The organism is Cellulomonas sp. APG4 (assembly GCF_009996735.1).
Lineage (GTDB): Bacteria > Actinomycetota > Actinomycetes > Actinomycetales > Cellulomonadaceae > Actinotalea.
Genome location: NZ_JAACYI010000023.1, coordinates 44,034 through 57,687, shown reverse-complemented (window position 1 = coordinate 57,687; position 13,654 = coordinate 44,034). Strand labels below are relative to the sequence as shown.

Annotated in this window: 14 protein-coding genes; all 14 read left to right on the top strand. The window is 74.2% G+C overall.

The features are described from left to right. A partial coding sequence (locus GXB85_RS15045) for an AAA family ATPase (RefSeq protein WP_161918477.1) occupies nucleotides 1-1,067 on the top strand: 1,067 nt, incomplete at its 5' end. Between the two features lie 99 nt (nucleotides 1,068-1,166). Beyond that, nucleotides 1,167-1,607 carry a hypothetical protein gene (locus tag GXB85_RS15040; protein WP_161918476.1) on the top strand — a complete coding sequence of 147 codons (441 nt, stop codon included), beginning with the start codon at nucleotides 1,167-1,169 and terminating at the stop codon, nucleotides 1,605-1,607. Nucleotides 1,608-1,677: 70 nt separating this feature from the next. After that, nucleotides 1,678-2,835, top strand: coding sequence for a signal recognition particle-docking protein FtsY (gene ftsY / locus GXB85_RS15035; protein ID WP_161918475.1), 1,158 nt, complete (start codon nucleotides 1,678-1,680; stop codon nucleotides 2,833-2,835). A gap of 180 nt (nucleotides 2,836-3,015) precedes the next feature. Next, entirely contained in the window at nucleotides 3,016-4,314 is a 1,299-nt protein-coding gene (locus GXB85_RS15030; RefSeq protein WP_237728299.1) for an ammonium transporter, read from the top strand. Continuing rightward, nucleotides 4,311-4,649: a P-II family nitrogen regulator gene (locus tag GXB85_RS15025; RefSeq protein WP_161918474.1), complete on the top strand. Its 339-nt coding sequence runs from the start codon at nucleotides 4,311-4,313 to the stop codon at nucleotides 4,647-4,649. Before GXB85_RS15030 ends, GXB85_RS15025 begins: the two co-directional genes overlap by 4 nt. Nucleotides 4,650-4,659: 10 nt before the next feature. Beyond that, nucleotides 4,660-6,480, top strand: a complete 1,821-nt coding sequence (locus GXB85_RS15020; RefSeq protein ID WP_161918473.1) for a [protein-PII] uridylyltransferase — start codon at nucleotides 4,660-4,662, stop codon at nucleotides 6,478-6,480. Between the two features lie 84 nt (nucleotides 6,481-6,564). Further along, the gene (ffh, locus tag GXB85_RS15015) at nucleotides 6,565-8,178 is read left to right on the top strand and encodes a signal recognition particle protein (RefSeq protein ID WP_161918472.1); all 1,614 of its coding nucleotides are present in this window, start codon (nucleotides 6,565-6,567) and stop codon (nucleotides 8,176-8,178) included. Nucleotides 8,179-8,206: 28 nt separating this feature from the next. Next, nucleotides 8,207-9,307, top strand: coding sequence for an amidohydrolase family protein (locus GXB85_RS15010; RefSeq protein WP_161918471.1), 1,101 nt, complete (start codon nucleotides 8,207-8,209; stop codon nucleotides 9,305-9,307). Then, nucleotides 9,304-10,659 (top strand): MFS transporter, encoded by a 1,356-nt coding sequence (locus GXB85_RS15005; RefSeq protein WP_161918470.1) that lies wholly within the window; start codon nucleotides 9,304-9,306, stop codon nucleotides 10,657-10,659. Before GXB85_RS15010 ends, GXB85_RS15005 begins: the two co-directional genes overlap by 4 nt. A gap of 189 nt (nucleotides 10,660-10,848) precedes the next feature. After that, nucleotides 10,849-11,292, top strand: a complete 444-nt coding sequence (gene rpsP, locus GXB85_RS15000; RefSeq protein WP_161918469.1) for a 30S ribosomal protein S16 — start codon at nucleotides 10,849-10,851, stop codon at nucleotides 11,290-11,292. Further along, nucleotides 11,292-11,531: an RNA-binding protein gene (locus tag GXB85_RS14995; RefSeq protein WP_161918468.1), complete on the top strand. Its 240-nt coding sequence runs from the start codon at nucleotides 11,292-11,294 to the stop codon at nucleotides 11,529-11,531. Before rpsP ends, GXB85_RS14995 begins: the two co-directional genes overlap by 1 nt. A gap of 93 nt (nucleotides 11,532-11,624) precedes the next feature. Further along, complete coding sequence (gene rimM, locus GXB85_RS14990) at nucleotides 11,625-12,182, top strand: ribosome maturation factor RimM (protein WP_161918467.1); 558 nt, start codon at nucleotides 11,625-11,627, stop codon at nucleotides 12,180-12,182. A gap of 1 nt (nucleotide 12,183) precedes the next feature. After that, complete coding sequence (gene trmD / locus GXB85_RS14985) at nucleotides 12,184-12,981, top strand: tRNA (guanosine(37)-N1)-methyltransferase TrmD (protein ID WP_161918466.1); 798 nt, start codon at nucleotides 12,184-12,186, stop codon at nucleotides 12,979-12,981. Nucleotides 12,982-13,146: 165 nt separating this feature from the next. Continuing rightward, nucleotides 13,147-13,509, top strand: coding sequence for a 50S ribosomal protein L19 (gene rplS, locus GXB85_RS14980; RefSeq protein WP_161918465.1), 363 nt, complete (start codon nucleotides 13,147-13,149; stop codon nucleotides 13,507-13,509). Nucleotides 13,510-13,654: the final 145 nt, after the last annotated feature.

Below are 13,654 nucleotides of genomic sequence, written 5' to 3'. Positions count from 1 at the left end.
AGCGTGCGGCCGAGCGGGCCCGCGTGCGGGCCGAGCAGGCGCGCCGCGCCGAGGCCGTCCGGTCCGGTGCCGAGCAGGCCCTCGGCCGGCTCGAGGACTCGCTGCGCAGGGCGTCGGTCGAACGCGACCAGGCCGAGCGTGCGCGGGCCGAGCGCGACGCCGGTCTCGTCGAGGTCCGCGCCGAGGTCGACCGCTGGTCCCGGGAGCTGGCCGAGCTGACGGACGTCGCGCACAAGGACGAGGTCGCGCGGGCGCAGCAGCAGCTGCGGGTCGAGCAGCTCCAGACGCGCGCCGTGGAGGACCTCGGGCTCGACCCCCAGGTGCTGGTCGACGAGTTCGGACCGGACGTGCCCGTGCCCGTCCCTCCCGCCGAGGGGGAGGACGAGGCGCGGACGGTCCCGTACGTTCGCGCCGAGCAGGAGAAGCGCCTGCGGGCGGCCGAGCGGGCGCTGTCGTTGCTGGGCCGGGTGAACCCGCTCGCCCTGGAGGAGTTCGCTGCCCTCGAGGAGCGGCACACGTTCCTGACGACCCAGCTCGCGGACCTGAAGAAGTCGCGCGCCGACCTCCTGCAGATCGTCCAGGAGATCGACGAGCGCGTCGAGCAGGTGTTCACCGAGGCCTACCGCGACACCGCCGTCCAGTTCGAGCGGGTCTTCGCACGGCTCTTCCCGGGGGGTGAGGGACGCCTCGTGCTCACCGAGCCCGAGAGCATGCTCACCACGGGCATCGAGGTCGAGGCGCGGCCTGCGGGAAAGAAGGTCAAGCGGCTGTCGTTGCTCTCGGGCGGCGAGCGGTCGCTCACCGCGGTCGCGCTGCTCGTCGCGATCTTCAAGGCGCGGCCCAGCCCGTTCTACGTGATGGACGAGGTCGAGGCCGCGCTCGACGACGTGAACCTGGGCCGGTTGCTCGAGATCTTCACCGAGCTGCAGGCGGACTCCCAGCTCATCGTCGTGACCCACCAGAAGCGCACGATGGAGATCGCCGACGCGCTCTACGGCGTCACGATGCGGGGCGACGGCGTCACCACGGTGATCAGTCAGCGCATGCGCGAGGACTCGACCGCCTGACGCGCCGGGGCGGGGCCGAGTGTGGAGATCGTGTGTCCGATTCGGCCGGGCCCGTCACGCGTGCAGTGAGGACGCGTCACACGGGCCGATACTGGCTCCATGGAACCCGTCGTCACCTGGACCCTGCTGGCCTTCGCGGCCGCGCTCGTCGTGCTCGTCGTGGGTGGCCTCGCCGCGGGCGGGGTGGCCGGTGTCCGGCAGTTCCTGGCCGACGCGCGCGCCGGTCTGCGACGTGATGCCCGCCGCGGTGGGCCCGGGGTCCTTGACGAGCTGCGCACCGTGGCGGAGGACGACGACGACGCCACCGTGGCCGACCTGTTCTCCCTGGGCGCGACCGACAGCCCGGCGTACCTCAGCACGGAGCGCTACCTGAGCGACGAGCGCATCGGGCAGGTCGTGGGCCGGGTCAGCCGCGTCGTCCCGCACCCGCGGTCGGGTGGCGGCCGCTCGGGCGCCCTCATCCCGCGCGCGCACCCCGGAGGCGCGGTCGAGCGCCGGCCGGTCGAGCCGCACGCCTCCGACGACCGCGCCCACGCCTGACGACTCCGCGGACGCCGTCGGCCGCACCGCCGCGACTGCCCTGGCACGGAAGGCCTGAGAGACTGCCGTCGTGAACGAGCTCAGCGACCTCCTCCTCGTCGGACTTCCCGCCCTGCTCCTCGCGGGGCTCGGCGTGCTCGGCCTGCGGGCACGCCGTCGTCGCGGCCCGCGCGAAGGAGCGCCGCCGCCCACCGTCGAGAGCACGTCGCCGGGCGGGACGACGACCGCGGCCCCTCCCGCCGCCCCCGAGGCCCCCGCTGCTCCGGAGGCCCCTGCGCTCGAGCGGCCTGAGCCCGTCGCAGGCCGGCTCACGCGGCTCCGCGAGCGGCTCGCGCGCTCGGGCTCCCCGCTCGGCACCGCCCTGCTCACCGTGCTCTCGCGGGACCACCTCGGTGAGGACGACTGGGACGAGATCGAGGAGACCCTGCTCCTCGCCGACGTCGGTGCGGGCCCCACGGGCGAGCTCGTGGACCGCCTGCGCGAGCGGGTCCGCGTGCTGGGTGTGCGCGAGCCCGCGGCGGTGCGCGACCTGCTCCGCGAGCAGCTGCTCGAGCTCGTCGACCCGAACCTCGACCGCGGCCTTGCGACCGCCCCCGCCGTCGAGGGCGACGACCACCACCCCGCCGTCGTGCTCGTCGTGGGAGTGAACGGCACGGGCAAGACGACCACGGTGGGCAAGCTCGCGCGGGTGCTCGTGGCCGAGGGCCGCACGGTCGTGCTCGGGGCCGCGGACACCTTCCGCGCCGCCGCCGCCGACCAGCTGCAGACGTGGGGCGCACGCGTGGGTGTGCCGACGGTGCGCTCCGACCGCGACGGTGCCGACCCGGCCGCAGTGGCGTTCGACGCGGTGCGCCGGGGCCGCGAGGACCGCACCGACGTCGTGCTGGTCGACACCGCGGGGCGGCTCCAGAACAAGGCCGGGCTCATGGACGAGCTCGGCAAGATCACGCGGGTGATCTCGCGCGAGGCGCCCATCAGCGAGGTGCTGCTGGTGCTCGACGCGACCACGGGGCAGAACGGGATGAACCAGGCCCGCGTCTTCGCCGAGGTCGCGGGCGTGACGGGGATCGTGCTCACGAAGCTCGACGGCACCGCCAAGGGCGGCATCGTCGTCGCCGTCCAGCGCGAGCTGGGAGTGCCGGTCAAGCTCGTGGGTCTGGGCGAGGGGCCCGACGACCTCGCCCCGTTCGAGCCCGAGGCGTTCGTGGACGGCCTGCTGCAGGCCTGACGACCGTCCGCGCGGCGGGCCCGGCGTCCGTCATGCGGACGCCGGGCCCGCGCGCGAAACGCGACGTTCACATGCGCCGGACTCTTGTCACCGTGCCGTAACGACCAGCGCCCCGCACCGAAACAGCGCTCCCCGAAGGTTGTCCCGACCGGCCGCCCGGCCGGCGAGGGGAGAGATCCTATGGATTCCGGGAACGCGGCATGGATGCTTGTCTCAGCATCCCTCGTGCTGCTGATGACGCCAGGCCTTGCCTTCTTCTACGGCGGCATGGTGCGTGGCAAGTCCGTGCTCAACATGATGATGATGAGCTTCGCCGCGATGGGCGTGGTGGGGATCATCTGGGTCCTGTGGGGCTACGCCATGGTGGCCGGCGACAACGTCGCGGGCGGACTGTTCGGGTGGAGCAGCGACTACCTGGGCCTGTCCGGCATCATGAACGGCGAGGACCCGCTGACCGACCTGATCACGGTCGGCTTCCAGGTCACGTTCGCCATCATCACCGTCGCGCTGATCAGCGGAGCGATCGCCGAGCGTGTCAAGTTCAGCGCGTGGCTCGTGTTCGCCGCGATCTGGGTGACGTTCGTCTACTTCCCGCTCGCGCACATGGTGTGGTTCGGCGGCCTGCTCTTCGGTGAGGAGTGGTTCCTCGGTGGGTCGCTCCCCGCACCCATCGACTTCGCGGGCGGCACCGTCGTGCACATCAACGCGGGCGTCGCGGCGCTCGCCGTCGTGCTCCTGATCGGCAAGCGCAAGGGCTTCGGCAAGGAGCCCATGAAGCCCCACAACCTGCCGTTCGTGATGCTCGGCGCGGCCCTGCTGTGGTTCGGCTGGTTCGGGTTCAACGCGGGTTCGGCCTTCGGCGCGAACGAGACCGCCGCCCTCGCGTGGCTCAACACGACCGTCTGCACGGGTGCGGCCCTGCTGGGCTGGCTCGTGGTCGAGAAGATCCGGGACGGGCACGCGACGTCGCTCGGCGCGGCGTCCGGCATCGTGGCGGGCCTCGTGGCCATCACGCCCGCCGCGGCCGCGGTCAACCCCGTGGGTGCGATCATCCTCGGTGTCGTCGCCGGTGCCCTGTGCGCGCTGGCCGTGGGGCTGAAGTACCGCTTCGGCTACGACGACTCGCTCGACGTGGTGGGCGTCCACCTCGTGGGCGGCCTCGTCGGCACGGTCGCGATCGGCTTCCTCGCGACCGAGGGTGGCCTGTTCTTCGGCGGCGGCGCGGACCAGCTGGTCGCCCAGGTCGTCGCGGCGGCGTTCGCGATCGTCTTCTCCCTGGTGCTCACCTTCGTGATCGCGGCCCTCGTCAAGGTCACGATCGGCTGGCGGGTGCCCGAGGACGTCGAGGTCGCGGGGATCGACCTCGCCGAGCACGGCGAGACCGCGTACGAGACCCTCGGGGGCACGCGCACCCGGCAGGCTGAGACCCCGGTCGCCGCTGCTCGCGGGACCGACTCGACGACGGAGGTGAAGGCATGAAGCTGGTCACGGGAGTGATCCAGCCGCACCGGCTGGACGACGTGAAGTCGGCCCTCGAGGCCGCGGGCGTCCGCGGGATGACCGTCAGCGAGGCGAGCGGCTACGGCCGTCAGCGCGGGCACACCGAGGTGTACCGGGGGGCCGAGTACACGGTCGACCTGATCCCGAAGGTGCGGATCGAGGTGCTGGTCGCGGACGTCGACGCCCCGAGCGTGACCGACGTGATCGTCACCGCCGCGCAGACCGGCAAGATCGGTGACGGCAAGGTCTGGACGGTGCCGGTCGAGGACGTCGCCCGCGTCCGCACCGGCGAGCACGGTCCCGACGCGCTCTGACGGCACGACGATGATCCGACGGCCGCACGACGCGGCCGGGTCTCCCCTCGGAGCCCCGCACCCCGGTCACGAGACCGGGGTGCGGGGCCTGCGGGCCGACCGGCTCGACCTCGCGGCCCGCATGACGGGGCCCGGTGCGGACGGCCGGACCCGCCGGGAGGCCGGGGCCGCACTCGTCCAGCACCGGCTCGCGGGGCTGTGGCGCGAGGCGGTCGCGCAGCTGCCGACCGCCGACGGCGTCGCCCTGGGAGCCGTGGGCAGCCTTGGGCGCCAGGACGCGAGCCCGGCGAGCGACCTCGACCTGCTCCTGGTCCACGACGGGCGTACGCACCGGCCCGACGCCGTCGCCCAGGTGGCCGAGCGGGTCTGGTACCCGATCTGGGACGCGGGCCTCGACCTCGACCACTCGGTCCGTTCGCTCGCACAGTGCCGGCAGGTGGCCTCGACCGACCTCCCCGCCGCCGTCGGGCTGCTCGACCTGCGGCTCGTCGCAGGGGACGCGGGTGTGGTGCACCGCGCACGGACCGCGTTGCACGAGGACTGGCGGTCCGCGGCCCGGCGACGGCTGCCTGAGCTGCTCACGAGCACGCGCTCCAGGGCGGAGCGCGCGGGTGAGCTCGCCTACCTCGTCGAGCCCGACCTCAAGGAGGCGCGCGGTGGCATCCGCGACGCCGTCGTCGTCTTCGCGCTGGCGGCCACGTGGCTCACGGACCGCCCGCACGGAGCCGTCGACGAGGCGTACGCCCACCTCCTGGACGTGCGCGACGCCCTGCACGTGGTGACGCGACGCCCCACGAACCGGCTGCTGCGCGCCGACCAGGACGAGGTCGCGTCACTGGTCGGGGCGGCGGACGCCGACGAGCTCCTCGCGGGTCTCGCGGAGGCGGCGCGCACCGTCTCGCACGCGCTGGACACCACGGTCCGTCATGCGCGTCAGGCGCTCGCGCGCCCGTCCCTGCGCCGCCCGGTGGTGGTCCGGGGCCGGCGCCTCGCACCGCGCCTGCGTGCGGTGGGTGACGGGCTCGTCGAGCACGACGGCGAGCTCGTGCTCGCGGCAGGAGTGCGCCCGGAGGACGATCCGCTCCTGCCGCTGCGGGCAGCGGCGACCTCGGCACGCACGGCGCTCCCGTTGTCGCCCGTGACGGTCGCGAGCCTCGCGCGCAGCCCCGACCTGCCCACGCCGTGGCCGGCCCCGGCGCGCGCCCACCTGCTGCACCTCCTCGGCGCCGGCCATGCGCAGGTGCCCGTGTGGGAGACGCTCGACCTCGCCGGCGTCGTCACGCGCTGGATCCCCGAGTGGGCCGCGGTGCGCAACCGCCCCCAGCGCTCGCCGGTGCACCGGCACACCGTCGACCGGCACCTCGTCGAGACCGTCGCACGCGCGGGTCGCGGTCGGCGCGGCGGTGCCGGCGACGAGGTGCTGCTCCTCGCGGCGCTGCTGCACGACATCGGCAAGCGGGCGGGAGCGGCGGACCACAGCGTCGAGGGCGCGGCGCTCGTGCCGCAGATCCTCCGCCGGACCGGCGTGGACGAACGCGTGGTCGCCGACGTCGAACGGCTCGTGCGTCACCACCTGACGCTCGCGGAGCTCGCGACCCAGCGCGACCCCGACGACCCCGCGACGGTCGCGGCACTCGTGGCGGCCGTCGACGGGCGACGCGACCTCCTCGACCTGCTCCGGGCGCTCACCGAGGCCGACGCGTCGGCGGCCGGGCCCACCACGTGGACCCCGTGGCGTGCGCGCCTCGTGGACGACCTCGTGCGGCGCGCGCACGCGCGGCTGGACCCGGCGACCGCGGGGGCGCCAGGCAGCCGGGTGCCGCCCGGGTAGGCTGAACCGCTGACGAGGGCACCGCCGCGCCGTCGTCGCCAGCTCCACCACCTGTGCACCCGACGCGCCCGTGAGGTCCCATCCGTGTTCGCCACGCTGTCCGACCGTCTCACTGCGACCTTCAAGAACCTGCGCAGCAAGGGCCGCCTGTCCGAGGCCGACATCGACGCGACCGTGCGCGAGATCCGGCGGGCGCTGCTCGACGCGGACGTCGCGGTCAGCGTGGTCCGGGCGTTCACCGGCACGGTCCGTGAGCGCGCGCTCTCGGCCGAGGTCTCGGGTGCGCTGAACCCCGCGCAGCAGGTCGTCAAGATCGTCAACGAGGAGCTCGTCGCGGTGCTCGGCGGCGAGCAGCGCGCGCTGCGGTTCGCCAAGACCCCGCCGACGGTCATCCTGCTCGCGGGCCTCCAGGGTGCGGGCAAGACGACCCTCGCGGGCAAGCTCGCGCGCCACCTGCGCGAGCAGGGCCACACGCCGCTCCTCGTCGCGGCCGACCTCCAGCGCCCCAACGCGGTGACCCAGCTCCAGGTGGTCGGTGAGCGCGCGGGCGTCCCCGTGCACGCGCCGCACCCGGGGACGCAGGAGAGCGCGGAGGCCGCGGGCCCCGCTGTGCCGCCCGGGGACCCCGTGGCCGTGGCCCGTGAGGGTCTCGATCTGGCCCGGACCCGCCAGCACGACGTCCTGATCGTCGACACCGCGGGACGCCTGGGCGTCGACGCCGAGATGATGCAGCAGGCGGCGGACATCCGCGACGCGGTGCAGCCGGACGAGATCCTCTTCGTGATCGACGCGATGATCGGCCAGGACGCGGTCACCACCGCGCAGGCCTTCGCCGACGGCGTCGGTTTCACCGGCGTCGTGCTGTCGAAGCTCGACGGTGACGCGCGCGGCGGCGCCGCCCTCTCGGTCGCGAGCGTGACGGGGCGGCCCATCATGTTCGCCTCGACGGGGGAGAAGCTCACCGACTTCGAGGTCTTCCACCCCGACCGGATGGCCTCGCGCATCCTCGACATGGGCGACGTGCTCTCGCTCATCGAGCAGGCCGAGAAGGCGTTCGACGCCGAGCAGGCCGAGCGCATGGCCGGCAAGCTCGCGGGCGGTGAGGACTTCACGCTCGAGGACTTCCTGGTCCAGGTCCAGGGCCTGCGTCAGATGGGCTCGATGAAGAAGATGCTCGGGATGCTCCCAGGCATGGGGCAGATGCGTGAGGCCATCGACAGCTTCGACGAGCGCGAGGTCGACCGGATCGAGGCGATCGTCCGCTCGATGACGCCCGCCGAGCGCAGCACCCCCAAGATCATCAACGGCTCGCGCCGCGCGCGCATCGCCCGCGGCTCGGGTACCACGGCCTCCGAGGTCAACCAGCTGCTCGAGCGCTTCGCCGCCGCGCAGAAGATGATGCGGCAGATGGCCCGTGGTGGCGCGACCCCGGGCATGCCCGGCATGGGTGCGCTGCCGGGCATGGGCGGCAAGAAGTCCCGCGGCCGGATGGCGCCGCAGCCCAAGAAGGGCAAGAAGGGTCGGTCGGGCAACCCGGCCAAGCGCGCGCAGCAGGAGCGCGAGGCCGCCGAGCGCGCAGCCGGGCGGACGCCGCAGGCACCGGCGGGGTCGGCCTTCGGGCTGGGCGGTGCGCGCCCGCCGGCCGAGCCGGCCGACGTCGAGGTGCCGCCGGGGCTCGAGCGTTTCCTGGGGCGCTGAGGTGACGGTCGACGAAGGCCGCTGCCCGATGCTGCACGTGCGCGGGCGCGTGCTGGCCGGGGACGACGACGTGCGCGACCAGCTGTGGGTGGTCGACGGTCGGGTGACCTTCGACCCGCCCCGCGGCCGACGCTCGGCCGACGTCGTGACGCTCGACGGCTGGGCGCTGCCGGGACTCGTCGACGTGCACTGCCACATCGGGCTCGGGGCCGACGGCCCGGTGGAGCGGGACGTCGCGGAACGTCAGGCGCTCGCGGACCGCGACGCCGGCACCCTGCTGGTCCGTGATGCGGGTTCGCCCGCCGACACGCGGTGGGTCGACGACCGGCCCGACCTCCCGCGGGTGCTGCGGGCCGGACGCCACCTGGCGCGGCCCAGGCGCTACCTGCGCCACTACGGCCGCGAGCTCGCCGACGTGGGCGAGCTGCCGGCGGCCGTCGCCGAGGAGACCGCGCGAGGTGACGGCTGGGTCAAGCTCGTCGCCGACTGGATCGACCGCGACCTGGGCCCGGACGGTGACCTGCGCCCGTTGTGGCCCGACGACGTGCTCGCCGAGGCCGTGCGGACCGCCCATGCGGGCGGCGCACGCGTGACGGCGCACACGTTCTCGACCGAGGCGGTGCCCGGCCTGCTCGCCGCGGGCGTGGACTGCATCGAGCACGGGACGGGTCTGCTGCCCGAGCACGTCGACGAGGTCGCGCGGCGCGGGATCCCGGTGGTCCCGACCCTCCTGCAGGTCGACCAGTTCGAGGCCATCGCGGCCCAGGCGGTGCGCTACCCGCGGTTCGCCGAGCGCATGCGACGGCTGCACGCGCGGCGGTACGCGCACGTGCGCGACCTGCACGACGCGGGTGTGCGGCTGCTGGTCGGCACGGACGCGGGCGGGACGATCGAGCACGGCCGGCTGCCCGACGAGGCCGCCGAGATGGTGCGGGCCGGTGTGCCCGCCGCGGACGTCGTCGCCGCCGCGAGCTGGCGGGCGCGCGAGTACCTCGGCGTCCCGGGCCTGAGCGAGGGCGCCCCGGCGGACCTCGTGGTGCTCGCGGCCGACCCGCGTGACGACGTCCGCGCGCTCGGCCACCCGCGCGCCGTCGTCCTGCGCGGTCGTGTCGTCGGCACGCACGGATGACGGCCGTCGAGCGGCCGGCGACGCGGCCCGAGCGGCTGGACCGCCTGCCGTTCACCCGGCGCCACCGCCGCCTCGTGGTGGGCTCCGGCATCGGCTGGGCGCTCGACGCGATGGACGTGGGCCTCATCTCCTTCGTCATCGCGGCGCTCAAGGTCCAGTGGGAGCTCAGCAACGCCGAGATGTCCTGGATCGCGTCCGTCGGCTTCCTCGGGATGGCGCTCGGCGCGAGTGTCGGGGGACTCCTGGCCGACCGCGTCGGACGGCGGCAGGTGTTCGCCCTCACCCTGCTCGTGTACGGGCTCGCCACCGGCGCGTCCGCCCTCGTGGGCTCGGTGGCGGCGCTCATGGCTCTCCGCTTCGTCGTCGGCCTGGGTCTCGGTGCCGAGCTCCCCGTCGCGTCGACGCTCGTGAGCGAGTTCGCCCCCGCGCGCATCCGCGGTCGCGTGGTCGTGGTGCTCGAGGCCTTCTGGGCCGTCGGCTGGGTGCTCGCGGCGGTCATCGGCTACCTCGTGGTGCGCGACCACCCCGAGGGCTGGCGCTGGGCGCTGCTCATCGGAGCCGTGCCGGCGCTCTACGCGCTCGTCGTGCGTCGTGGCCTGCCCGAGTCGGTGCGCTTCCTCGAGCGGGCCGGCCGCACGGCCGAGGCCGAGGCCGTGGTGCGCGAGTTCGAGGCGTCCGCAGACGTCGTGTCGCCGGAGCCCGGCCCGGACCAGGACACGCGTGGCACCGACGCCGCCGTCGTCGGTCGCGCGCGCACGGGCCCCGTCGCGCTCTGGGCTGCCGGGGTCCGACGCAGGACGGCGGCGATCTGGCTCGTCTGGTTCTTCGTCAACTTCTCCTACTACGGGGCGTTCATCTGGTTGCCCTCGTTGCTCGTGGCCCAGGGCTTCTCCCTCGTGCAGTCGTTCGGCTACACGCTCGCCATCACCGCAGCCCAGCTGCCGGGCTACGCCGTGGCCGCCGTGCTGGTCGAGGTCTGGGGGCGCCGCGCGACCCTCGCCACGTTCCTGGTGGGCTCGGCCGGGGCCGCCGCGGTGTTCGGCTGGGCCGACGGCGCCACGGGCGTGCTCGTCGCGGGCATGCTCCTGTCGTTCTTCAACCTCGGGGCGTGGGGAGCCCTCTACGCGGTCACGCCCGAGATCTACCCGACGCGGCTGCGGGCCACCGGCGCCGGCTGGGCAGCAGGCTTCGGCCGCATCGCCTCGATCCTCGCCCCGCTCGCGGTGCCACCGCTGCTCGCCGTCGGGGGCGAGCAGGTCACGTTCGCCGCCTTCGCGATCTCCTTCGTCCTCGCTGCCGGTGCGGCCCTGCTGCTGCCCGAGCTGCGAGGCCGCTCGCTCACGGAGCACTGAGTGCAGGCCCCGCCCGGGGCCCGCGTGCCCGGTGCCGCGCACGCGGGGGATCTGGCAGAATGGCCCGCTGTACCCGGCACGTCGGACCCTCTAGCCGTGCGTGACCGTGTCCTCAGGCCTCCTCGCCCACCTACCCCACGGGTCGGTGCGTGGCGGCCGTCCCCAGCAGAACCAGGAGAGACCACCACTGTGGCCGTCAAGATCCGTCTGAAGCGCCTCGGCAAGATCCGGGCGCCGTACTACCGCATCGTCGTCGCCGACTCGCGCACCAAGCGTGATGGTCGTGTGATCGAGGAGATCGGCAAGTACCACCCGACCGAGGAGCCCTCGCTCATCGAGGTGACCTCCGAGCGTGCGCAGTACTGGCTGAGCGTGGGTGCGCAGCCCAGCGAGCAGGTCCTCGCGATCCTGAAGATCACGGGCGACTGGCAGAAGTTCAAGGGCCTGCCGGGCGCCGAGGGCACGCTGCGCGTCAAGGGTGAGGCTGCCGACGCCTCCGTCGCGATCGCCGCCGCGGCCGACGCCGCCGAGAAGGCGAAGGCCAAGGCCGCCGAGAAGAAGTCGGCCAAGGCCGAGGAGCCGGCCGCCGAGGCCGGGTCGGCCGACGAGGCCCCCGCGGACGAGCAGGCCTGATGCTCGCGGACGCCCTCGAGCACCTCGTGCGCGGCATCGTCGACCACCCGGACGACGTCCAGGTGCGCGGACGCTCGCTGCGCCGCGGGGAGCTGCTCGAGGTCCGGGTCCACCCGGAGGACCTCGGCCGGGTGATCGGCCGCAGCGGTCGCACGGCGCGCGCGCTGCGCACCGTGGTCAACGCGTTGTCCGCGGACGGTTCGGTGCGGGTCGACGTCGTCGACGTCGACCGCCGCTGAACGTACCGCTCACGGGTCAGGCCCGGTCCCCGTCCGGGGCCGGGCCTGACCCGTCCTCGGACACCCGGGGAACCGACTCGACCGGAGGCACGGATGGAGCTCACCGTCGCGGTGATCGGACGACCGCACGGCCTGCGCGGTGACGTCGCGCTCGACGTCCGCACCGACGACCCGGAGACTCGCCTCGCGGTCGGCGCCGTGCTCCGCAGGGCGCCCGGTGCGGGTTCGTTGACCGTCACCCGGGCGCGTGTGCTCAACGGCCGGTGGGTCGTGGCGTTCGCGGAGGCCGAGGACCGCACGGCCGTCGAGGCGCTGCGCGGCACCACGCTCGTCGTGGACGCCGAGACCTCCGACGAGGAGGACGCCTGGTACCCGCACGAGCTGCGCGGCCTGCGGGCCGAGCTGCCGGACGGCACCACGGTCGGTGAGGTCGTGGGACTCGAGCACCTCCCGGCCCAGGACGCCCTCGTGGTGCGCGAGCCGGACGGTCGCACGAGCCTCGTGCCGTTCGTGCGGGCGATCGTGCCCGAGGTGGACGTCGCGCACGGCCGTGTGGTGATCGACCCGCCCCGCGGGCTCCTCGCCTCGGACGCCGACGCCGCCGAGAGTGCCGCGGGTGACGGTGTGACGGAACCCGTGGACGGGCCCTGACGTGCGCATCGACGTCGTCACGATCTTCCCCGAGTACCTCGCCGCGCTCGAGCTCTCGCTCGTCGGGAAGGCACGACAGAGCGGTCTGCTCGACCTGCGCGTGCACGACCTGCGTGACTGGACCACCGACCGGCACCGCACCGTCGACGACACGCCCGTCGGCGGGGGAGCGGGGATGGTCATGCGTCCCGACGTGTGGGGGGAGGCGCTCGACGACGTCGTCGAACCCGGCGCGACCGAGCTGATCGTCCCCACACCCGCGGGTGACCGGTTCACCCAGCGCACCGCAGAACGCCTCGCGACGCAGCGCCACCTCGTGGTGGCGTGCGGGCGCTACGAGGGCATCGACGCGCGCGTCACCGAGCACTACGCCGAGGCGGGTGTGCGCGTGACGGAGCTGTCGCTCGGCGACTACGTGCTCAACGGGGGTGAGGTCGCCGCGCTCGTCGTGGTCGAGGCCGTCGCCCGGCTGCTGCCGGGCGTGGTCGGTAACCCCGTGTCGCTGGTCGAGGAGTCCCACGGCGGGGCCGGCCTGCTCGAGTACCCCGTGTACACCCGACCGCCGGTGTGGCGCGAGCACGAGGTCCCGGAGGTCCTGCTGTCGGGCCACCACGCGCGGATCGACCGCTGGCGGAGGGACCGCGCGCTCGAGCGGACGGCGGCGCGCCGCCCGGACCTGGTCGCGGCGCTCGCGGTCGCCGACCTCGACCGGGCGGACCTCGCCCTGCTCGCGACGCTCGGCTGGCGCCCGGGCGCGGACGGCCGACTCGTGGCCGACGCCGCTCCTGTGGCAGACTGATCGGTCGGTGCGCCGGTCGCGTCTCTGCCACAGGGGAGACGGTCCCGGCCGTCCGGGCAGCACGACACCGCCCGGACGCAGGCGCGCCGCACCCACGACGGACGAGGCGGCACGGCTGCCCGTGATGACGCGCTGACCTGTGGCAGGGCGGGAGAGTGAACTGACATGCACATCCTCGACTCGGTCGACGCGGCGTCGCTGCGCTCGGACATCCCGGACTTCCGTCCGGGCGACACCCTCAAGGTCAACGTGAAGGTCGTCGAGGGCACCCGCTCGCGCGTCCAGGCGTTCCAGGGCGTCGTGATCGCGCGCCAGGGCGGCGGGGTCCGCGAGACCTTCACGATCCGCAAGATCAGCTTCGGTGTGGGTGTCGAGCGCACCTTCCCGGTCCACTCGCCGACCCTCGAGTCCGTCGAGGTCGTCACCCGCGGTGACGTGCGGCGCGCGAAGCTGTACTACCTGCGCAAGCTCCGCGGCAAGAAGGCCAAGATCAAGGAGAAGCGCGAGACGCCGGCCAAGCAGGGCTGAGTCTCCGCAGCATGCCGCGGCCCACGGGCCGCGCCCACGCACGGGCGGTCGTCCTCCGGGACGGCCGCCCGTCGTCGTCCGTGGCAGGACCGGTCCGGTCCGCGGGCCGAGGCGTGGGCCGCCGCACGGGCGTGGCAGAGTTGAG